At 71.0% G+C, this 19,660-nt stretch carries 19 protein-coding genes; 4 read left to right on the forward strand and 15 right to left on the reverse strand.

The genetic code is table 11. The features are described from left to right. Positions 1-18: 18 nt before the first annotated feature. The gene (locus tag ACFQUV_RS01195; protein ID WP_129607548.1) at positions 19-894 is read right to left on the reverse strand and encodes an S-methyl-5'-thioadenosine phosphorylase; all 876 of its coding nucleotides are present in this window, start codon (positions 892-894) and stop codon (positions 19-21) included. A 287-nt stretch (positions 895-1,181) separates the two neighbouring features. Between ACFQUV_RS01195 and proC the strand changes: the two genes are divergently transcribed. Both proC and ACFQUV_RS01205 read left to right on the forward strand, forming a co-directional pair. Next, positions 1,182-2,036, forward strand: coding sequence for a pyrroline-5-carboxylate reductase (proC, locus tag ACFQUV_RS01200; RefSeq protein ID WP_378393995.1), 855 nt, complete (start codon positions 1,182-1,184; stop codon positions 2,034-2,036). Positions 2,037-2,125: 89 nt separating this feature from the next. Beyond that, a complete protein-coding gene (locus ACFQUV_RS01205) occupies positions 2,126-2,905 on the forward strand; it encodes a TetR/AcrR family transcriptional regulator (RefSeq protein WP_111384177.1) in 780 nt (259 codons plus the stop codon). A gap of 99 nt (positions 2,906-3,004) precedes the next feature. On the opposite strand, the gene ACFQUV_RS01210 is transcribed toward ACFQUV_RS01205, so the two are convergent. The 4 genes from ACFQUV_RS01210 to ACFQUV_RS01225 all read right to left on the reverse strand — a co-directional run bounded on the left by ACFQUV_RS01210 (position 3,005) and on the right by ACFQUV_RS01225 (position 6,245). Beyond that, complete coding sequence (locus ACFQUV_RS01210; RefSeq protein WP_111384176.1) at positions 3,005-3,262, reverse strand: YjhX family toxin; 258 nt, start codon at positions 3,260-3,262, stop codon at positions 3,005-3,007. A 224-nt stretch (positions 3,263-3,486) separates the two neighbouring features. Beyond that, positions 3,487-4,875, reverse strand: a complete 1,389-nt coding sequence (locus ACFQUV_RS01215; RefSeq protein ID WP_129611361.1) for an ATP-binding protein — start codon at positions 4,873-4,875, stop codon at positions 3,487-3,489. A gap of 91 nt (positions 4,876-4,966) precedes the next feature. Further along, positions 4,967-5,674 carry a response regulator gene (locus ACFQUV_RS01220; RefSeq protein WP_129611344.1) on the reverse strand — a complete coding sequence of 236 codons (708 nt, stop codon included), beginning with the start codon at positions 5,672-5,674 and terminating at the stop codon, positions 4,967-4,969. Positions 5,675-5,699: 25 nt separating this feature from the next. After that, positions 5,700-6,245 carry a MarR family winged helix-turn-helix transcriptional regulator gene (locus ACFQUV_RS01225; RefSeq protein WP_111384174.1) on the reverse strand — a complete coding sequence of 182 codons (546 nt, stop codon included), beginning with the start codon at positions 6,243-6,245 and terminating at the stop codon, positions 5,700-5,702. A 195-nt stretch (positions 6,246-6,440) separates the two neighbouring features. On the opposite strand from ACFQUV_RS01225, the gene ACFQUV_RS01230 reads away from it, so the two are divergent. Next, entirely contained in the window at positions 6,441-7,325 is an 885-nt protein-coding gene (locus tag ACFQUV_RS01230; protein ID WP_129611345.1) for a branched-chain amino acid aminotransferase, read from the forward strand. 159 nt (positions 7,326-7,484) lie between these two features. On the opposite strand, the gene ACFQUV_RS01235 is transcribed toward ACFQUV_RS01230, so the two are convergent. From ACFQUV_RS01235 to ACFQUV_RS01255, 5 genes are read right to left on the reverse strand one after another with little or no spacing between them, the layout of a single operon-like run. Next, positions 7,485-7,976 (reverse strand): molybdenum cofactor biosynthesis protein MoaE, encoded by a 492-nt coding sequence (locus tag ACFQUV_RS01235; protein WP_129611346.1) that lies wholly within the window; start codon positions 7,974-7,976, stop codon positions 7,485-7,487. Positions 7,977-7,989: 13 nt separating this feature from the next. Next, the gene (moaD, locus tag ACFQUV_RS01240; RefSeq protein WP_129611347.1) at positions 7,990-8,241 is read right to left on the reverse strand and encodes a molybdopterin converting factor subunit 1; all 252 of its coding nucleotides are present in this window, start codon (positions 8,239-8,241) and stop codon (positions 7,990-7,992) included. Position 8,242: 1 nt separating this feature from the next. Beyond that, positions 8,243-8,875, reverse strand: a complete 633-nt coding sequence (pgsA, locus tag ACFQUV_RS01245) for a CDP-diacylglycerol--glycerol-3-phosphate 3-phosphatidyltransferase (protein WP_129611348.1) — start codon at positions 8,873-8,875, stop codon at positions 8,243-8,245. A gap of 58 nt (positions 8,876-8,933) precedes the next feature. Then, on the reverse strand, positions 8,934-11,030 hold the full coding sequence (gene uvrC / locus ACFQUV_RS01250) for an excinuclease ABC subunit UvrC (RefSeq protein ID WP_129611349.1): 2,097 nt from the start codon (positions 11,028-11,030) through the stop codon (positions 8,934-8,936). A 50-nt stretch (positions 11,031-11,080) separates the two neighbouring features. Further along, on the reverse strand, positions 11,081-11,854 hold the full coding sequence (locus tag ACFQUV_RS01255; protein ID WP_129611350.1) for an SDR family oxidoreductase: 774 nt from the start codon (positions 11,852-11,854) through the stop codon (positions 11,081-11,083). A gap of 428 nt (positions 11,855-12,282) precedes the next feature. Here ACFQUV_RS01255 and ACFQUV_RS01260 point away from each other — a divergent pair, with 428 nt between their 5' ends. Next, positions 12,283-12,906 (forward strand): outer membrane protein, encoded by a 624-nt coding sequence (locus tag ACFQUV_RS01260; RefSeq protein ID WP_129611351.1) that lies wholly within the window; start codon positions 12,283-12,285, stop codon positions 12,904-12,906. 1,118 nt (positions 12,907-14,024) lie between these two features. Here ACFQUV_RS01260 and ACFQUV_RS01265 read toward each other — a convergent pair. From ACFQUV_RS01265 to ACFQUV_RS01285, 5 genes are all read right to left on the reverse strand, one after another. Beyond that, on the reverse strand, positions 14,025-14,237 hold the full coding sequence (locus ACFQUV_RS01265) for a cold-shock protein (protein ID WP_111385353.1): 213 nt from the start codon (positions 14,235-14,237) through the stop codon (positions 14,025-14,027). Positions 14,238-14,433: 196 nt separating this feature from the next. Next, the gene (locus ACFQUV_RS01270; protein ID WP_129611352.1) at positions 14,434-15,273 is read right to left on the reverse strand and encodes a 23S rRNA (adenine(2030)-N(6))-methyltransferase RlmJ; all 840 of its coding nucleotides are present in this window, start codon (positions 15,271-15,273) and stop codon (positions 14,434-14,436) included. 292 nt (positions 15,274-15,565) lie between these two features. Further along, complete coding sequence (locus tag ACFQUV_RS01275) at positions 15,566-16,462, reverse strand: hypothetical protein (protein ID WP_129611353.1); 897 nt, start codon at positions 16,460-16,462, stop codon at positions 15,566-15,568. 367 nt (positions 16,463-16,829) lie between these two features. After that, on the reverse strand, positions 16,830-17,588 hold the full coding sequence (locus tag ACFQUV_RS01280) for a ribonuclease T2 (protein ID WP_129611362.1): 759 nt from the start codon (positions 17,586-17,588) through the stop codon (positions 16,830-16,832). A gap of 387 nt (positions 17,589-17,975) precedes the next feature. Continuing rightward, on the reverse strand, positions 17,976-19,298 hold the full coding sequence (locus ACFQUV_RS01285) for an NCS2 family permease (protein ID WP_111385351.1): 1,323 nt from the start codon (positions 19,296-19,298) through the stop codon (positions 17,976-17,978). Positions 19,299-19,660 lie beyond the last annotated feature (362 nt).

A 19,660-nucleotide genomic window follows, 5' to 3' on the forward strand; every position in this document is an offset into this window, starting at 1 on the left:
CCTCCGGCTCGGTGGTCTTCAGCCGCGCAGCACCCGCCCCGCCACCGCGTCGAGCTTGGCCAGGAGCGCCGGATCACGCGCCGCCGGTGCGGTGATCAGGGCGCTGTCGAGAGCGCGGTCGGAGCCGATCGGGCACGGCTCGTGCTCGCGCGGGAAGTCACGGGCGAGCCGCCCCACCAGGCGCTTCGCCTTCTCGGCATTCTCGGTGAGCACCTTGACGATATCCTGCACCGTGACGGCGTCGTGGTCCGGATGCCAGCAGTCGTAGTCAGTCACCATCGCGACGGTCGCGTAGCAAATCTCCGCCTCGCGGGCGAGCTTGGCCTCCGGCAGATTGGTCATGCCGATCACCGAATAGCCGAGCTGCTTGTAGGTCATGCTCTCGGCGTAGCTGGAGAACTGCGGCCCCTCCATGCACACATAGGTGCCGTCGCGCACCACCGCGATGTCCTCGGCCCGGGCCGCCTCGGCGATGTGGATGCGCAGGCGCGGCGAGACCGGATGCGCCATCGAGACATGCGCCACGCAGCCGGTGCCGAAGAACGAGCTTTCGCGCTTGTGGGTGCGGTCGACGAACTGGTCGACCAGCACGAAGGTGCCGGGCGCCAGCTCCTCCTTGAACGAGCCGCAGGCCGACAGCGAGATCAAGTCGGTGACGCCGGCGCGCTTCATCACGTCGATGTTCGCCCGGTAGTTGATATCGGAAGGGGACAGCCGGTGCCCGGCGTCGTGGCGCGACAGGAACACCACCGGAAGACCGGCGATCTCGCCGATCCGCAGCGGCCCCGACGGGTCGCCCCACGGGCTCTCGATCCGCTTCTCGGTCACGTTCTCCAGACCGGGCAGGTCGTAGATGCCCGACCCGCCGATGATCCCCAGCACCGCCTTGGCCATGCTCGCCTCGATGTCCCTTCGTGATGATCCCAAGTGATGGGTTCAAGTGATGGTTCGACGTGGTGGTCGCGCAATCCGGTTGTGCGCAATCGCGATCGTGCCCCTTGCCAACCGGCCCGCTCTGTCCGATCGAGCCGCCCGGGGACGTGCGACGGGGTTGTGGACGAAGCCTCGGCCGCGGGTCAACGTCATTTCACGAGTCGTGCCAGGGGGCCGGCTCGTCCGCCGCCCAGCGGCCGCCCGAGCCAGCGCCCTCGCGGCCCGAGACCGAGACAAGGATGCGCGTCGTGCCAGAGCCAAAGCCCGAGACCCGTTCCGAGACCCCGTCGCCGCTCGCCGGCGTCGCCGGGCCGATCCTGCTGGTCGGCGCCGGCAAGATGGGCGGCGCCCTGCTGGAAGGCTGGCTGCGGCTCGGCATCGATCCGCGCAAGATCGTGGTGATCGAGCCCCACCCCTCGGCCGAGACCGCCGCCCAGGCGATCGCCGGCCTGCGGCTCAACCCCGACACCGCCGGCCTGCGGCCGCAGGCCATCGTGCTCGCGGTGAAGCCGCAGACCGCCCCCGAGGCGCTGCCCGCCCTCGCCCCCCTCGCCGCCGGCGCGGTGGTGATCTCCATCATGGCGGGGCGCACCCTGGCGTTCCTGGAGGCGACGCTGGGAGCCGGCATCGCGGCGGTGCGGGCGATGCCCAACACGCCGGCGGCGATCGGCCGCGGCATGACGGTGGCGGTCGCCAATTCGGCCGTGACGGCGGACGGCCGGGCGCTCGCCCAGGCGCTGCTGGCGGCGACCGGCAAGGTCGACTGGGTCGCCGAGGAAGGCTTGATCGACGCCGTCACGGCGGTCTCGGGGTCCGGTCCCGCCTATGTGTTCCTGATGGCCGAGAGCCTGGCGCGCGCCGGCATCGCGGCCGGGCTGCCGGCCGACCTGGCCCACCGGATCGCCCGGGAGACGGTGGCGGGGGCCGGCGAGCTGCTCCACCGCTCGCCCCTCGACGCCGCGACGCTGCGCAAGAACGTCACCTCGCCGGGCGGCACCACGGCCGCGGCCCTCGACGTGCTGATGGGGCCGGACGGCCTCGACCCGCTGCTGGAGAAGGCGGTGGCGGCGGCGACCCGGCGCTCCCGCGAGCTGGCCGGCTGAAGCGCGCGGCGCGTGTCCCCCACCCTGGCAGTGGCGCCTCCGCAGAATTACATAGGGGGCAATCGCAGCCAGCCACAGGAGTCGAGCCCATGGCGCGCAGGCCCCGTACCCCCGGACGCGACGACGGCGACCGCTTCGAAGAGACCCCGGAGAACATCGGCGGCGCCGACACCGGCCAGGAGCGCGCCCGCAAGAAATCCGGCCGCATCGGCACGCCGCGCGGCAAGATGATCGAAGCGTTCATGGAGCTGCTGGCCGAGCAGCCCTACGAGTCGATCGGGCTCGGCGACATCGCGGCGCGGGCCGGCGTCACCCTCGCTGAGCTGCGCGGCCAATTTTCCGGCAAGCTCGCCATCCTGGCGGCGCACATCAAGGAGATCGACCGCGAGGTCCTCGGCGGCGAGCACGACGACATGACCGAGGAGCCCGCCCGCGAGCGGCTGTTCGACATGCTGATGCGCCGCTTCGAGGCGCTCTCGCCCTACAAGGAAGCGATCCGCTCGCTGCTGCAATCGGCCCGCACCGACCCGCCGCTGGCGCTCGCCCTCAACAACTTCGCGGTGACCTCCATGCAGTGGATGCTGGCGGGCGCCGACATCGGCTCGGCCGGGCCGACCGGCCTGATCCGGGCGCAGGGCCTGGCGCTGCTCTATGCCAACGTGATGTCGACCTTCCTGGACGACGACGAGCCCGGCCATGCCCGTACCATGGCGGCGCTCGACCGTGCCCTCGGCCGCGGCCAGCAGCTTTCCGGCGTCTTCGACACGCTGTGCCGCTTCGTGCCGGGATGCAGCCCGCGCCGGCGCAGCCGGCGGCCGCTACGCAGCGAGTCGCCGGACGTCGAGGGCGATACCGCCGTCGCGGTGTGACGGCAGCGCGCAACGCCGGGCGCGGCCCTCCGTGCACCGCACCCGTCCGAGCGTCGTGGAGACGCCCGGACGGGTGTCGATGTCGTGTCGTGGCCTCCTTCAGCGATTGTCGAGCTGGGCGCGAACCGAGCGACGTCCCTTGTCGGAAATCCGATACGGGCTCGACGCCCTGGACTCGATCAGGCGCTTGCGTCGGAGCTTGGCGAAGACCTCGACGGTGCAGTCGGCCAGAACGTGGCCGTCGCGGGTGACGCAGAGCACGTCGAGAATGCGGCCGTCGTCGGTTCGTCGATGGCGGATCTGACCGCCCTGCGCGAGCACGTGCAGCACGCGCTGCTCGCTGCGTGAGATGTTCATGGATAAGCCTGTGACTGGATGCATCCGCGCACCGTCCGGCTTCGGCCAGGCAGGCCGCCGCGAACGATGCAGGCCGATGTCTCGATCGATCGAGACGATCAGCGGATGGTCACAAGCTCCAACATGAACAATCCCTAGTGTGCAGTTTGGGCGGCCCGCCGTTTAGCGCGCGGGCCGGCATTCCGTCAACCGGGTCTCATCCGGCGGGGAGCTGCGTGTCCGCCCTACACCGGAATCCGCACCGTCGCCCGCAGGCCGCCGAGCGGCGAATCGCCGAGCGAGATGTCGCCGCCGTGCGAGCGCGCGATGTCGCGCGCGATCGCCAGACCGAGGCCGGTGCCGCCCTCGTCCTGGTTGCGGGCGTCGTCGAGCCGGACGAACGGCTTGAACACCTCGTCACGCTGCGCCGGGGCGATGCCCGGCCCGTCGTCGTCGACCGTCAGCGTCAGCCAGCGATGATCGCGGTGGCCGGTGACGACGATCTCGTCGGCGAAGCGCGCCGCATTCGACACCAGGTTGGCGAGGCAGCGCCGGAAGGCGTGCGGCCGCACCGTGACGATCGGATGGCCGTGGAACGCGACGCTCGCCCGGTGGCCGGTGCGCTCGGCGTCGGCCTTCAGCTCGTCGAGGAACGCCGCCATGTCGGTCGGCTCCGCCTGCTCGCCGGAATCGCCGCGCGCGAAGGCGAGATACGCCTCCACCATGCGGGCCATCTCGTCGACGTCCTTCTTCAGCGCGTCGAGCTCCGGCGCGTCGCCGAGCAGCGCCAGCTCCAGCTTGAAGCGGGTGAGCACCGTGCGCAGGTCGTGCGAGACGCCGGCCAGCATGGTGGTGCGCTGCTCGATGGAGCGCTCCACCCGGCGCTTCATCTCGATGAAGGCGAGCGCGGCCCGCCGCACCTCCTGGGCGCCGCGCGGCCCGAAGCTCGGCACCTCGCGCCCCTTGCCGAAGCTCTCGACCGCCTCGGTGAGCTTGAGGATCGGCCGGATCTGGTTGCGCAGGAACAGGATCGCGATGGTGATCAGCACCAGCGAGGTGCCCACCATCCACAGCAGGAAGATCTCCGAATTCGACGCATAGGCGGCGTTGCGGCGGGCGAACACCCGCAGCACCGAATTGTCGAGCTGGATGCGGATCTCGACCAGCGACGAGCGCCCCACCGTGTCGATCCAGAACGGCCGCCCGATCTGCCGGCTGATCTCCCGCGACAGCGCCTGGTCGAGCAGCGAGAAGAACGGCTTGGGGCCGACCGGCGGCAGCTCGGTGCCGGGCAGCACGTCGACCACCAGGCCGAGACGCTCGCGGGCGATGCGCCGCAGCGTCGCCTGGTCGGCGTCCTGCGGATAGGAGCGGTAGATGTCGATCAGCGCCGCGATATCCTGGGTGACGGCGGCCGAGAGGCGGCGCGTCACCGTGTTCCAGTGCCGCTCCATGAACACGAAGGCCACCACCGATTGCAGGATCACCATGGGGGCGATGATGATCAGCAGCGTGCGGGCGTAGAGCCTCGCCGGCATCACGCCCTTGAGGGCGCGGCCGAGCCGATCCCACACGGCGCCGACGCGGCCGGCCGCCCGGCGGAGCCGGGAGAGGCCGAGATCCAGGCTGGTCATCGACCGCGGCCGGGGGGCCGCGGCGTGCCGGCCCAGCCCCTCGTCGCGGTCGCGCAGCGCCGGGCTCGTCATGGCGGCGTTCCGGCGGCCGTCACGTCCCCACCATCAGGCGGTAGCCGATGCCGCGCACCGTCTGGATCAGCAGCGGATTGGCCGGGTTCGTCTCGATCTTGCGGCGCAGGCGGTTGACCTGCACGTCGACGGCGCGCTCACCCGCCGCCTGGCCGGTGCCGGCCAGCGCGAGGCGGGTGACGGTCTCGCCCGGCGCCGCGGCGAGCAGCCGCATCATCTCGCGCTCGCGATCGGTGAGGTGGACGATCTCGTCGCCCTTGCGCAGCTCGCCCTGGGCAAGGTCGAAGACGAACGGGCCGAAGCGCACCTGCTCGGGCGGCGGCGCCGCCGGCGGCGTCGCCCGGCGCAGGATGCTGGCGACCCGCAGCGACAGCTCGCGCGGCTCGAACGGCTTCACCACGTAGTCGTCGGCGCCGATCTCCAGGCCGGCGATGCGGTCCTGCTTCTCGGCACGGGCGGTGAGCATCAGGATCGGCACGCTCGACTCCGCCCGGATCGAGCGGGCGAGATCGAAGCCGGTCTCGCCCGGCATCATCACGTCGAGGATGAGGAGATCGAACGAGAGGCCGCCGAGCTTGGCGCGCGCATCGGCGGCGCAGTCCGCCGTGGTCACACGGTAGCCTTCCGCCGCGAGATAGCGCGACAGCAGCATGCGGATGCGGCGGTCGTCGTCGACCACCAGGAGGTGGGGGGCGTCGTCGGGAAGCGAGGTGCGGGTCTCCGTCATGCCGGTCTCCGGCCTTGAGGTCCGATCAGCGGCGGCGCGGCTTGGCGGTGGCGCCATCGACGAAATGCAAGGCGTCGTCGCGTCCGCCGGCATTGATCATGCCGACCAGGAAGCGGCGGGCGGCGGCATGGCCGTCCGGCCCGACGTCGGCGAGGGCCCGGCGGATGCGCCGGGTCTGCTGGGTGGCGAGCCGCAGCGCCAGCGCCTCCCCCTTGGGGGTGGCGAACAGCCGCCGCTGCCGGCGGTCGGTCTCGCCCTCGCGCTGCTCGATGAAGCCGTCGTCGACGAGCTGCTTGAGCACGCGCGCCAGCGACTGCTTGGTGATGCGGAGAATATCCAGCAATTCCGCGACCTTGAGGCCCGGGTTGCGGGCCACGAAGTGGAGCACGCGGTGGTGGGCACGGCCGAACCCGAAGGCCGCCAGCGCACTGTCGGGATCGCCGACGAAGTCCCGATAGGCGAAGTACAGGAGCTCGATGATGTCCCAGATCGGCTCGTCGACGGCGGCCGCCGGCCCCTGATCCATGCCCGGAGGGCGGGGCGGCGTTGCTCGGACATTTATGTCAGCCATGTTGACATATTTCGGTTTGATTGTTACCTCATGACCCGGGTTCGCGAAACGATCGTGCTCGTCGCGCCCCCGTTGCCTCGCCGGGCGAACCGCGCTCTCATGACGGCGCGACCTTATCGGAGTCCCGGGACGGCGCAAAGCTGCGGCACGAGAGGGGGCGCGCATTCGGCACGCCCGCAGGTCACGGAGATTGCCATGGGTATTTCATTCGACAAGTTCGACGGCGTCATCTGGTACGACGGCAAGCTGGTGCCGTGGACCGAGGCGACCCTCCATGTACTCTCCCATGGCCTGCACTATGCGAGCGCGGTGTTCGAGGGCGAGCGCGCCTATGGGGGCCAGATCTTCAAGTGCACCGAGCACTCGGAGCGCCTGAAGCGGTCGGCCCAGATCCTCGACTTCGAGATCCCCTATTCGGCCGCCGAGATCGACGCGGCCAAGCGGCTGGTGTTGGAGAAGAACAATTTCCGCGACGCCTATGTGCGGCCGATCGCCTGGCGCGGCTCGGAGATGATGGGCGTCTCGGCGCAGACCAACACCATCCACCTCGCCATCGCGAGCTGGCAATGGCCGAGCTACTTCAATCCGGAAGATCGGCTGAAGGGCATCCGGCTCGATCTCGCCGAGTACCGCCGGCCCGATCCGAAGACGGCGCCGTCCACCGCCAAGGCGGCCGGCCTCTACATGATCTGCACCATCTCCAAGCATCGGGCCGAGCGGCGCGGCTATGCCGACGCCATGATGCTGGACTGGCAGGGCCGCGTCGCCGAATGCACCGGCGCCAACATCTTCTTCGTCAAGGACGGCGTGATCCACACGCCGACCGCCGACTGCTTCCTCAACGGCATCACCCGTCAGACCGTGATCGAGCTCGCCAAGCGGCGCGGCATAGAGGTGGCGGAGCGGCGGATCATGCCGGAGGAGCTGACCGGCTTCTCGGAGTGCTTCATCACCGGCAGCGCCGCCGAGGTGACGGCGGTGTCGGAGATCGCCGACTGGCGCTTCACGCCCAGCCAGATCACCAAGCAGCTGATGGACGACTACACGGCCGAGACGCAGCCCAAGGCGGCGGCGGCCTGATCCGCGATCCGGCCGCGCGTCGCCCTCGCCGGGGCGCGCGGTCGCCGCGCGTTCGATGCCCATCGCCCGCGCGGGCGGTGGGCATTTCTTGCTCGACGCCGAGGGTCCTTGCGGCCGATGCGGCCCGTGCCGAAGACGGCGTCGACGCCTCAGGTGCCCTCACGCGCCGCCGGCGGCCGGGTCTCCGGGCGGCGCCCAGCGGGTCGCCGCCGCATCGTCGTCGGCCTTGGCCTCGACCCAGCCGGTGCCCTCGCCGGCCTCCTCCTTCTTCCAGAACGGCGCCTTGGTCTTCAGCCAGTCCATCAGGAACTCGGCCGCCGCGAAGGCGTCGCCCCGATGCGACGAGGCGGTGACCACCAGCACGATGTCGTCGCCGGGCACCAGCCGGCCGTGGCGGTGAACGACGGTGACGCCGAGGAGCGCCCAGCGCGCTTCCGCCTCGGCAACGTGGCGCTCGATCTCGGCCTCGGCCATGCCGGGATAGTGCTCGAGCGTCAGCGCCGCGACGGCGCGGCCGTCGTCGCTCCCACGGCAGATGCCCGTGAAGGTCACCACCGCGCCGATGTCGGTGCGTCCCGCCGTCAGCGCCCGCGCCTCGGCGGCGGCGTCGAACGGCTCGCGCTGGATACGGACCTTGGGTCGGACCATCATACGGCCAACGGTCTCACCCGCCGGTCATCGGCGGAAAGAAGGCGATCTCGCGCGCCCCGGCGATGGCGGTGTCGGGCCGCACATGCGCCTGGTCGACGGCGGCGCGGATCGACCGGCGGTTCTCGAAGGCGTGCGCATAGGCTTCGTCGCGGCCGGCGAGCCAGTCCATCAGATCCGCGACGGTGACGACGCCGGCCGGCGGCTCGACCGTCTCCTCGGCCTTGCCGACCCGCTCGCGCACCCAGGCGAAGTACAGGACCTTCACGTCATTCCTCGATCAGGTGGTGGAGGCCGGCCCGGAAGTAGTCGTAGCCGGTGTAGAGGGTCAGGAGCGCCGACACCCACAGGAGCGTCAGGCCCGTGAAGGTGACGAGCGGGAAGCCGAGATAGACCGAGGTCGACACCAGGTTGTCGCCGGCGTCGCCGGCGAGCAGCACCCCGATGGCGACGAGTTGCACCGACGTCTTCCATTTGGCGAGCCGGGTCACCGGCACGCTGACCTGCAACTCGGCCAGATACTCGCGCAGGCCCGAGACCAGGATCTCGCGGCACAGGATGATGATGGCGGCCCAGATCGACCAGCCGTAGATGGTGCGATCGGCGGCCAGCATCAGCAGGCAGGCGGACACCAGCAGCTTGTCGGCGATCGGATCGAGCATGCGACCGAAGCTCGACTGCTGGCCCCACGAGCGCGCCAGATAGCCGTCCAGGAAGTCGGTCACGGCGGCGGCGACGTAGAGCACCAGCGCCACCCAGCGCAGCCAGATACCGCCCTCCAGGACGATCTGGCCGTACATGCAGGCGACCACCAGCGGCACCGCGGCGATCCGGCCGTAGGTGAGAATGTTGGGCAGGGCCAGCGGCCGCGCCGGCATGTTACGGGAGGTCACGATCTCCATACGCGCAAGATAACCTCGGTTGCCGTCCTCTAACAGCCTTTGCGCGACAGATCACCCGTCACGACGCGGCCTCGTGGAAATACGCATAGATGCGCCGCGCCGTCTCGGCACTGACGCCGGGAACCCGGGCGAGATCCGCCGGCGAGGCGCGCTCGATCGCCTTCAGGGTGCCGAAGTGATGCAGGAGCGCGCGCTTGCGCGCCGGGCCGACGCCGGGGATCTCCTGCAAGCCGGCCTCGCGCACGTCGCGGCGGCGACGCGCCCGGTGCGATCCCACCGCGAAGCGATGCGCCTCGTCGCGCAGCCGCTGGACGAAATAGAGGACTGGGTCGCGCGGCGCCAGCCGGAACGGCGCGCGGCCCGCCATGTGGAAATGCTCGCGGCCGGCATCGCGGTCGGGCCCCTTGGCGATCGACACCAGCGGCACATCGGCGATGCCGAGCGCCGCCAGCGTCTCGCGCGCCGCGGCGAGCTGGCCCGGGCCGCCGTCGATCAGCACAAGATCCGGCCACGGTGATTCGGCCGGCTCGGTGTCGGGGTCCGGCGCGGGTGGGGGATCGGCTACCAGCTCGGGCAGGGAATCAGCGGCGGGCGGCGCCGCGACGCCGCGGCCGGGACCAGCGGCCGCAGCCGCCTCCCCCGCTCCGTCGCCGAGCAGCCGCTTGAAGCGGCGCTCCAGCACCTCGCGCATCATGCCGTAGTCGTCACCGGGGGCGAGATCGGCGGAGCGGATGTTGAACTTGCGGTACTGGCTCTTGCGGAAGCCCTCCGGCCCCGCCACCACCATGACGCCGACCGGGTTCGAGCCCTGGATGTGGCTGTTGTCGTAGACCTCCACCCGCCGCGGCGGCCGCGGCAGCCCGAAGGCGCCGGCCAGCGCCTCCAGGAGCTTCTGCTGCGAGGCGGTGTCGGCGAGCTTGCGGCCGAGCGCCTCGCGGGCATTGGCGGCCGCGTGGTCGACCAGCTCCTTCTTCTCGCCCCGCCGCGGCACCGCGATCTCGACCCGCCGCCCCGCCCTGAGCGACAGCGCGTCGGCGAGCAGCCGGCACTCGGCGATGTCGTGCGACAGGAGCAGGAGGCGCGGACACGGCTTGTCGTCGTAGAACTGGGCCAGGAACGAGGCGAGCACGTCCTCGGCCGCGAGGGTGCGGTCCGCCTTCGGGAAGTAGGCGCGGTTGCCCCAGTTCTGCCCGGCCCGGAAGAAGAACACCTCGATGCAGAAGAAGCCGCCCTCCTGGTGGACCGCGAAGACGTCGGCCTCCTCGACGCCGCGCGGATTGATGCCCTGGTGGGCCTGCACGGCCGCCATGGCGGCGAGGCGGTCGCGCAGCACCGCGGCGCGCTCGAAGTCGAGCGCCTCGGCGGCCGCCTCCATGTCGCGCGCCAGCTCGGCCCGCACCGCCCGGCTCTCGCCCGACAGGAACGCGGTCGCCTCGCCGACCAGCACGGCGTAGTCGTCGGGCGCGATCTCGCCCGTGCAGGGGGCGGCGCAGCGCTTGATCTGGTGCAAGAGGCAGGGCCGGGTGCGGCTCTCGTAGACCGAATCCGAGCAGGAGCGCAGCAGGAACGCCCGTTGCAGCGCCGTGATGGTGCGGTTGACGGCGCCGACCGCCGCGAACGGCCCGAAATAGGCGCCGGCCCGGGTGCGGGCCCCGCGATGCTTGCAGATCTGCGCCGGCAGGCCGTCGGCCGTGATGAGGATGTAGGGGAACGACTTGTCGTCGCGCAGCAGAACGTTGAAGCGCGGCCGCAGGCGCTTGATGAGGTTCGCCTCGAGCAGCAGCGCCTCGGTCTCGGTGGCGGTGGAGATGAACTCCATCGCCACGGTGGCGGCGATCATCCGGGCGATGCGGGTGACGTGGCCGGTCGGCCGCGCATAGGAGGTGACGCGCCGGCGGATGTCCTTGGCCTTGCCGACATAGAGAACCTCGTCGCCGGCGCCGATCATGCGGTAGACGCCGGGCGAGGTCGGCGCCAGACGGGCATGGCGGGCGATGACGGCGCGGCCGGCCGCGAGCGTGCCGGGCTCCGCCGGCGGCGCCTCGGGCTCGACCTCCGGCAGATCCGGCAGCGCCGCATCCGCCTCCTCGTCGGCGGCGTCGCGATCGAGATCGAGATCGGGATCCGGGTCGATGTTCTGCTGGGACTTCTGCATGCGTGTCATATAAGGCGCGAAGCGCGGCACGTCCGCCTGCGGCGGCGCGATCACTCGTCGATGCCGACCGCGTCCGGGGTCTGCCAGGCGAGCCGCTGGCCGCCGTCGACCGCGATGGTCTCGCCGGTGACGCTGCGGGCGGTGGCGAGGTAGAGCACCGCGTCGGCGATCTCCTCGGGTGACGGGCCGCGGCCGAGCGGCACCGCGCTCGCCTGGCGGGCGAAGGCGGCGGCATCCTGGCGCGGGCTCGGCAGCGTCGGCCCAGGAGCGACCGCATTGACCCGCACCCGCGGCGCCAGCGCCTGGGCGAGGGTCGTGGTGGCGGTGTGGAGCGCGCTCTTGCTGAGGCCGTAGGAGAGGAAGCGCGGCGTCGGCTTGTAGACGCGCTGATCGATCAGGTTGACGACCGACGCATCGAGGTCGGCCGGGGCCTGGGCCGCGAAGGCATCGGCCAGGAACACCGGGGCGCGCAGGTTCACCGCCATGTGGAGGTCGAATAGGGCGCGGTCGAGCCCGCCGATCTCGTCGCGCTCGAAGGTCGAGGCGTTGTTGACGAGCAGCGCCAGCGGACCGACCAGCCGCGCCGCGGCATCGACCAGGCCGAGCACCGCGGCGTGGTCGGCGAGATCGGCCAGCACCGGACGCGCGACGCCACCCGCATTGGCGATCTCGGCGCACAGGCTCTCCGCCTCGGCGGCCGAGCCACGGGCATGCACGGCGACCGCATAGCCGGCGCCGGCGAGCGCCCGCACGATCGCCCGTCCGATGCGCTGCGCCCCGCCGGTGACCAGGGCGGAACGGGACGGCACAGGCACGATGCGCATTGCAGGCTCTCGACTCGCAGGGTCTCGCCCGATTCGCGGGGTCGCGACGGGGTCTCGGCGGAACAGCGCCGCCCGGCGAGGCGGCGGCTCGCGGCACTGTGGTGGGTCGGCTCCGACTTGGCAACCGGGGCGCGGCGCGGCCTCTCGCCGGCCCTCCAGCGGTCCCCTCGCCGGCCGGCCTCCAGCCCGGAGCGGGACGTTAACCCCCTGTCAGGGCAAGTAAACGGGAGCTTAAGCTTAACGGTCGGTGCAGGGTGCCGAGTAAGGAAACATTTACTCGAAGGCCGCGATAAGTCGAAACACGAAATTATCCATCTTTCGCCGTCGGCTGGTCCTTCGGGGTCCACGATGGCGGGCGACAAGCCGGCACACCGGGGCGTCGCCACGGCCGGCGGAACCGGCCGGACACGGGTGGCGTGGAGGTGACGATGACGTTCACGAGGATCACGACGGCCGGCCTGATCGCCGCGACCCTGCTGTCGGCGCCGTCGATCGCGGCCGACATGCGCTACAGCGCCCCCTACCCGCAGCCGGCGCCGCCCTATGCGGCGGTGCCGACCTGGACCGGGCCGTATCTGGGCATCAATCTCGGCTATCAGTTCGGCTCGTCGCAGTTCGGCCTGAAGCCCGACGGCTTCGTCGGCGGCATCCAGGGCGGCTACAACTACCAGATCGGCCAGTTCGTCATCGGCGGCGAGACGGATTTCCAGTTCTCGGGCGCCGAGGACACGTTCGCGCCCTACAAGTTCTCCAACCCGTGGTTCGGCACCCTGCGCGGGCGCGTCGGCTTCGCCATCAACAACATCCTGCTCTACGGCACCGGCGGCTTCGCCTATGGCCGCGGCGAGGTGGAGTGGTTCGGCTGGTCGCAGACCAAGACCCACACGGGATGGACCGCGGGCGGCGGCATCGAGGTGGCATTCACGCCCAACTGGAGCGCCCGCGCCGAGTATCTCTATGTCGATCTCGACAACGAGTTCTACAACGGCCTCGGCTTCAATGCCGGAATCGAGTCCAGCATCCTCCGCTTCGGCCTGAACTACCGATTCTGACGGCGCGCGGCCCCTCAGCGCCGCTCGGATGACGCTCCGGCGCGCACGCGCCGGAGCGTTTCCCTTTTGCGACGACGCGACGTCTCGCAGCGTCAGAGACCGCCGGACGCATCCTCCCGACGCGCAGTCGCGAACCACTCTCCGCCCTGGTGGCGTGAGTGCAGCCACTCCCATGACCCCATGGTTCGAGGCGCGCGGCGCAACGCACCGAAGCGCTCCTCACCACGAGGGCGAGACGGGGAACGAGCGTGGCCGGATCGAGGAGCGGCCTCCCGCATGCCGCATCGGCGGGCACACCGACGATGCGCCATGCGGCCCGTGGCATCGGCGACCGCACGACGACAGCCCCATAGGAACGGCCGCACCGAGACGGCCTCCCAAGGACGGCGCGGCCCTCGCGGACGGCGAGCGGCGACCGCTGCGCGACCACGACCAGCTCTCGGCCAGAACACGCGGGCCAACACATGCGGGCCAGAACGAAGGGCCAGGACGGATGTAACCAGGACGGAGGCAGCCAAGCTAAGCGCGGCGGGGACACGCCCCACCGCTGCGCTCACCACGGGACAATCAACACTGGGCACTCACCCCCAAGCGTCCCGCACGACGGCATCGCCGCATGACGGCATGGCCGCGCCACAGGGTGCGGCCGCGCGGGAACGCTCGACGGCGGTGTGCCCCGCCTCCGTGCCCGGCACCTTCGACATCCCGAGGCCTCGGCGCCCGGCGAATTGCGGTGTCCCCGCGGGCTCGGTGCGCCGCAGCAGCGCCGCACCGACGTGTTTCGGATGACGAAACCCCAACGAGGCGCAGCCGAGTCCGGCGACAGGATCGCGATGATCCCGTCGTACCGCCGCCGTTCCGGGCGGTCGATCCGGCCTCAGCTCTGCGATGCTCGAAGCGTGGCGTCTCGGTCCGGTGCGGGTCATGCACGCACCTGATCACGACCGCCGTCGGCTCCTCCCCAGGGGGTCCGGTCGAAGCCGCGTCACCCGACCTGATCAGATCAAGGTCCGATCACGTCTTGCGGGGGGCGATTCTCGCTCCGCTGATCCGCACGGTGACGTCCGCGTCCCGCCTTGCGCCGCCCGGCCGGCCGCGCCGCAGGACGCCGCAGCGCATCACGACACCACGAGATTGACCGCCTTCGGCCCCTTTCCCTTCTTGTCGGGCTCGACGTCGAAGCTGATCCGCTGACCTTCGTTGAGCGACTTCAGACCCGCCCGCTCGACGGCGGTGATGTGCACGAAGACATCGCGACCGCCGTCGTCGGGCTTGATGAAGCCGTATCCGCGCTCGCTGTTGAAGAACTTGACCGTACCCGCCATTGCCATCGGGACACTCCTAATCCCCATGCTGTTACGCCACCGGCCCTCACAGCACGGCAGCGCGGCCGGACGTCACATGCCGCAGAAACCTCGGCGCATGCGCCGCGGCGGCTCGCGGGAGACGGAACGTCAGAGCCCCATCAAACTTTAACATAGAGGTTGCGAGCCAAAAAGAGGAAGCAGGGCCGTTCTGACAACGACATCAGCCACCGGCGATCCAGTCGACCCGCGCGGCCGCACCGGGACCACGGGCGAGAACCGGCACCAGCCAGTCGATCAGCAGCCGCATCTCGTCGGCGAGTCGCCAGGGCGGATTAATCACGACGACGCCGGTGGCGCGCAGCCCGGGACCGCATTCTCCGATATCGAGCTCGATCCCGAGAATCTTGCCGATGCCGGCCCGGACCAAGGCGTCCACGAAAGCCGCCGGCTCGCGCCGCTCCTTGATCGGGTACCAGATCAGGTACGTGCCGGTGGCCCATTTGCGCGTCGCGTTCACGATCCCGTGTGCCAGTCGTGAGAATTCGTCGGCGCGCTCGAACGGCGGATCGACCAGCACGACACCGCGACGTTCCTTCGGCGGCAAATAGGCGTTCAAGGCTAGCCACCCATCCAGAGTGACGTGTTTGGCGCGCGGATCGCGGCCGAGCGCAGCGGCGAGTGCGGCGGCGGCGGTGGGCTCCAGCTCGCACGCGATCAGACGATCCTGCGGACGCAGCAGACGCAGCGCGAGCAGCGGCGATCCGGGATAGGCGCGCGCGCCGTCTGTCGAGAGATCGCGCACGACGTCGAGATAGGGCGCGAGCAGCGCAGCGACGGCGGACGGGATGCTCACATCGCGCAGCCGGCCGATGCCGTCGCGCCATTCGCCGGTGCGGCTCGCCTCCGGGCCGGCGAGATCGTAGAGGCCGGCGCCCGCATGAGTGTCGATCACCCGGAAGGCGGCCGGCTTGTCGCTCAGATGGGTGAGCACACGGGCCAAGGTCGCGTGCTTGAGGACGTCGGCGAAGTTGCCGGCATGGAAGGCGTGTCGGTAGTTCATGAGCGATGCACGGAAGGACGGCCCGCCGGGCGGCACGAGCACCGCGCGGGCCGACGGCGCTCGCGACCGTCTTCGCACGCCGCGGCGCCGCTGCCCACCCGCCCCGACGGGCACCGCGATCCGGCGCGAGATGCGCACCGGGTGAGCCGGCGCGAGACGCGCCGCCGGATGAGGCGGCCGCCCCGTCGACCCCGCATCCACGACACCACGCCGCGGTCGGCGGCGCCCACCTGTTCTGGTCTGCGGTCCACGGCGTGGATCGACACCGCCGACGCCACGTCACGCCAGCGGGTCAGATCGGAACGGCGCGGCGCAGCCCGAACGTGCTGCGGGGCAGGACCGGCGGTCCGGCGGCAGGCGCCCGCGACGGCCGTCGACGGCCGCCCGAGGCACCGGACCCGCTCGCGTCTCGGAACGACGGCCCGGACGAGGCCCCCGATGGAGCGAGCGTCGCCGCCGGGACGACGCCGGCGAGCCGCCGCAGCGTCGCCACGGGGCCGAGCGCGGCAGCGGCTTCCCGTCCTGGACCGGCCGGCGCCGCAAGGCTGGCGGACTCGGGCGCCGCGGCACCCGGCTCCGGGATCGGGACCGCGCCGGCGGCCGCCATGTTCGGGGCTTCCGTCATCGGGGCCGCGCGCCGGCGCGGCGCCGCATCCGACGCCTCGACGGGCTTGATTCGGCCCCGCATCATCCGGCCGCGCACCACGCCGTCACACAGGCGAACGCCGGCGCGGATCACCACCAGCAGGGCCGCCGGGAGCCCGACCAGGTGCAGGCCGACCAGCACCGCCGCCATCAGCCGCACGTCCGGCTGGCTCACCGCCGCCAGCACCACGGCGGGGGCCCACAGGGTGGCCGCGAGCACACCGTTGAGAAGATCCACCACCGCCGGCAGCGGCGCCTCGGGCAGGCAGCGCCAGACGAAAAGCTCGGACAGCGGTTCCAGCCGGCAGGCGCCGAGACTCGTCAGCACGGTGGCGCCATGGTCCAGCGACCACCAGGTGATGCCCCACAGGATCAGGTAGGCCACGCCGATCATGCGGACGGCCAGCCGGCCGTCGCGGTCGAGCCGCTCGCGGAGCGTCGTGCGAAGCGACGTGCCGAGCGGTGTCGCGGCCCCCTCGACGAGGACGGGAGCGGTGGCGTGCAGGGCGTCCGGAAGCGCCCGCCGGGAATCGTGTCGCGCCATGGTTTCCCCTTTCGAGGCCATCCTGGCCGGCGGCGCTGACCTGGGCGTTGTCGCGCCGGCGCGAAGTCGCGCCTCGAAATGCGGCGACTTGCACGGATTGTGGCAAGGTCTCGGAAAGGCTTGCCGGATGCCACAGAGCGCGAAACGCGGTACGCGGCCTGCGGCGCAAGGCAAGAGGGTGAGCACGACCCGTGGAACATGCTTCCGCGCCGAGCTTTGCCGCCGCGCGAGATCACCGCCGCGCGAGATCACCGCCGCGCGAGATCACCGCCGCGCGAGATCACCGCCGCGCAAGAACGCGGCCGCCCCAGATCGCGGCTCCCCCATCACCGCGCGACACGATGCCCCGCGGACACCCTGCCTCCAGTCAGCCGCCGCGGACCGGCGGCATGGTCAGGCGCTCGCGCCGGCAGGCGCGGCGGTCGACCTCCGGGCAATCGCGGAAGCCGAGCTCGCGGTTCAGGCAGATGCGCACCTCGCTCAGCCGGTTGCGGCTACAGCCGACCGCGATGCCGGTGCGCGGGAGCCCGGGATTGGCCCTGACGAAAGCCTCCTCGATCTCGTCGGGCGTCACCGTGAGAGGGTCGGCCGGCTCGTGATAGATCTCCGGGATCTTGATCACCGCACGCGCCTTGCGGACCGTCTCGAAATAGGCGCGCGCCGACAGCCCCGAGCAGACGCCGTGCTTGTCCCATTGGTGGAAGACGAGGCGCGGGCTCGGCATCAGATCCAGCATGGCCGAGACCTGCTCGCGGTTCAGCCGGGGCGCCGGCACCTGGCAGTACTCCGGAAAGCCGCGCTCGTATTGCGGCCACAGGCCGTGCACCACGAACGAGAACGGCCGCGCGCCGCATTGCGGATCGCTGCGCTCGGTCCCGCCGCGCTCGCGATCGGGATCGGAGCGGTTACGGCCGTCGCGGTCGCGACCATCGCGCTCACGACCGTCGCGCCGCTCGGCCGCCGCCGCGCACCAGGACGGCGACCACGACAGCGACAGGACATAGAAGTCGAACTGGCCGGGCTCGTTCTGGCGCCGGTCTGGCTGCGCCACTGCCGATCCGCTGCCCGCGACACCGAGGCCCATCAGCACGACTCCGGCCAGCACGCCGCGCCACCATGCGCCCATCACCCGCCGGCCGGGCCGGGCCGCCGCCCAGGTCGCGGCGTCCGCGTGGACCGCCCGCGCGAAGCTCCCGAACCGTGCCGCCGACAGCACCCCACCTGCCGCCGATTCGGCCGCATCCCCTGCGGCCCCGCCACGCCATGCCGACGAGGTCATGCGCCCCACTCCCGATCCCATTCCACGGCCCGCCGATCGCTTGTCGCCAATCGCCGCGCGACCTCACGAAGCTTAGCAGAGACAAAGAACATTTCAAGAACACAGACCCTCGCCGTCCACGCTCCGGCCCGCGTCCCTCGCATCGGGGTCGAGCCCGGCGACGATGTCCGTGGGCTCGCCGGCGGGCGGTTCGGCGCATCGCCCCCGCGTCCGCGCCGCCGGGCAGGCCAGCCGTCACTGCGTCGCGAACTTGAAGGCGAACAGCAGGGCCAGAATCACGACGGCGGGCTTCGCCTCGCGGAAGCGGCCCGAGACGATCTTGGCACCCGCATAGGTGAGGAAGCCGAGCCCGATGCCGGTGGCGATCGAGTAGGTCAGCGGCATGGTCACCGCCGCCACCACGGCCGGCGCATACTCGGTGACGTCGTCCCACGCGATCTCGGCGAGGCCGCGGGTCATCAGGCAGGCGACGTAGAGCAGCGCCGCCGCCGACGCATAGGCCGGCACCATGCCGGCGAGCGGAGCGAAGAACAGCGCCAGCAGGAACAGCAGCGCCACCACCACGGCCATCAGGCCGGTGCGCCCGCCGGCCGCGACGCCCGAGGCGCTCTCGATGTAGCTGGTCGTCGTCGAGGTGCCGATCAGCGAGCCGAACATCGCCGCGAAGCTGTCGGAGATCAGCGCCTGCCTCATGCGCGGCAGCTCGCCCTTCTCGTTGAGGAGGCCGGCCCGGTGGGTGACGCCGATCAGCGTGCCGGCATTGTCGAACACGTCGATGAACAGGAAGCTGAACACGACGATCAGGAAGGTCTGCTCGGCCAGCGCCGAGAAGTCGAGTTGGAGGAAGGTCGGCGCCAGCGAGGGCGGCGCCGACACCACGCCCGTGTAGGTGGTGAGGCCGAGCGGCAGCCCGATCAGCGTCACCACGAGAATGCCGATCAGGGTGCCGCCCAGGATATTGCGCGAATTGAGGGCGGCGATCGCCACGAAGCCGACCAGGCACAGCACGGCGGCCGGCTCGCGCAGGCTGCCGAGGGTGACCAGCGTCACCGGATGGTCGACGACGATCTTGGCCTGCTCCAGCGCGATGATGCCGAGGAACAGTCCGACGCCCGCCGAGATGGCCAGCTTGAGGTTGAGCGGAATGGCGTTGATGACATACTCGCGCAGCCTGAACACCGAGATCAGGAAGAACAGCACGCCCGAGCAGAACACCGCGGCGAGCGCCTGCTGCCACGAGTACTTGTAGGTGAGGACCACCGTGAAGGCGAAGAAGGCGTTGAGCCCCATGCCGGGCGCCAGCGCCACCGGATAATTGGCGTACAGCCCCATCACCAGCGAGCTGACCGCCGCGGCCACGCAGGTGGCGACGAACACGGCGCCCTTGTCCATGCCGGCGGCCGAGAGGATCGTCGGGTTGACGAACACGATGTAGACCATCGTGAGGAAGGTGGTGACGCCGGCGATCACCTCGGTGCGCACGGTCGTCCCGCTCGCCGTCAGGCCGAAGTAGCGGTCGATGAATGATGCGCCCTGCGGCGCCGCGTGGTCCGTCATGTCCAGTCCCCCTCGACGGCCGACACGCTGCCGGGTGCGGCGTGCCGACCCCCGGCTGGAAGTTGTAATCTGCGCCATAAACGGCGGCAATCGACGCCGGCGCACGCAGTTTAACGGAGCTGTGGACGAGACCGGATACGCGACACGGCACCGCAGGCGGAACCATCCGGCACTGTTTCGCGTTGTACGACCGCTGCGGTCGCCGCGACGACGCGGCGGGCAGGCGAGCCGCCACGGCGCCTCGCGGGCGCCGATGATGGCGTCCGGCGCTTCGCGGCGCCGGTGGTGGCTTCTGGTATCTTCGGCTGCCAGGCAGCACCTGCGGGTGCCTTGCCCCTCCGACCGGACGCCCGAGGTGACGA

This window comes from Rhodoplanes sp. P11, from assembly GCF_964266735.1.
Classification (GTDB): Bacteria; Pseudomonadota; Alphaproteobacteria; order Rhizobiales; family Xanthobacteraceae; genus Rhodoplanes; species Rhodoplanes serenus.

What these genes read in the sequence shown, in the direction of transcription:
- uvrC (WP_129611349.1), bottom strand. Translation starts at nt 11,030, where the DNA reads ATGCAGAAGTCCCAGCAGAACATCGACCCGGATCCCGATCTCGATCTC.
- ACFQUV_RS01285 (WP_111385351.1), bottom strand. Translation starts at nt 19,298, where the DNA reads ATGACGGACCACGCGGCGCCGCAGGGCGCATCATTCATCGACCGCTAC.
- ACFQUV_RS01195 (WP_129607548.1), bottom strand. Translation starts at nt 894, where the DNA reads ATGGCCAAGGCGGTGCTGGGGATCATCGGCGGGTCGGGCATCTACGAC.
- ACFQUV_RS01215 (WP_129611361.1), bottom strand. Translation starts at nt 4,875, where the DNA reads ATGACCAGCCTGGATCTCGGCCTCTCCCGGCTCCGCCGGGCGGCCGGC.
- ACFQUV_RS01260 (WP_129611351.1), top strand. Translation starts at nt 12,283, where the DNA reads ATGACGTTCACGAGGATCACGACGGCCGGCCTGATCGCCGCGACCCTG.
- pgsA (WP_129611348.1), bottom strand. Translation starts at nt 8,875, where the DNA reads ATGGAGATCGTGACCTCCCGTAACATGCCGGCGCGGCCGCTGGCCCTG.
- ACFQUV_RS01220 (WP_129611344.1), bottom strand. Translation starts at nt 5,674, where the DNA reads ATGACGGAGACCCGCACCTCGCTTCCCGACGACGCCCCCCACCTCCTG.
- ACFQUV_RS01230 (WP_129611345.1), top strand. Translation starts at nt 6,441, where the DNA reads ATGGGTATTTCATTCGACAAGTTCGACGGCGTCATCTGGTACGACGGC.
- ACFQUV_RS01235 (WP_129611346.1), bottom strand. Translation starts at nt 7,976, where the DNA reads ATGATGGTCCGACCCAAGGTCCGTATCCAGCGCGAGCCGTTCGACGCC.
- ACFQUV_RS01280 (WP_129611362.1), bottom strand. Translation starts at nt 17,588, where the DNA reads ATGGGCGCATGGTGGCGCGGCGTGCTGGCCGGAGTCGTGCTGATGGGC.
- ACFQUV_RS01255 (WP_129611350.1), bottom strand. Translation starts at nt 11,854, where the DNA reads ATGCGCATCGTGCCTGTGCCGTCCCGTTCCGCCCTGGTCACCGGCGGG.
- ACFQUV_RS01275 (WP_129611353.1), bottom strand. Translation starts at nt 16,462, where the DNA reads ATGGCGCGACACGATTCCCGGCGGGCGCTTCCGGACGCCCTGCACGCC.
- ACFQUV_RS01270 (WP_129611352.1), bottom strand. Translation starts at nt 15,273, where the DNA reads ATGAACTACCGACACGCCTTCCATGCCGGCAACTTCGCCGACGTCCTC.
- ACFQUV_RS01205 (WP_111384177.1), top strand. Translation starts at nt 2,126, where the DNA reads ATGGCGCGCAGGCCCCGTACCCCCGGACGCGACGACGGCGACCGCTTC.
- ACFQUV_RS01210 (WP_111384176.1), bottom strand. Translation starts at nt 3,262, where the DNA reads ATGAACATCTCACGCAGCGAGCAGCGCGTGCTGCACGTGCTCGCGCAG.
- ACFQUV_RS01265 (WP_111385353.1), bottom strand. Translation starts at nt 14,237, where the DNA reads ATGGCAATGGCGGGTACGGTCAAGTTCTTCAACAGCGAGCGCGGATAC.
- ACFQUV_RS01225 (WP_111384174.1), bottom strand. Translation starts at nt 6,245, where the DNA reads ATGGCTGACATAAATGTCCGAGCAACGCCGCCCCGCCCTCCGGGCATG.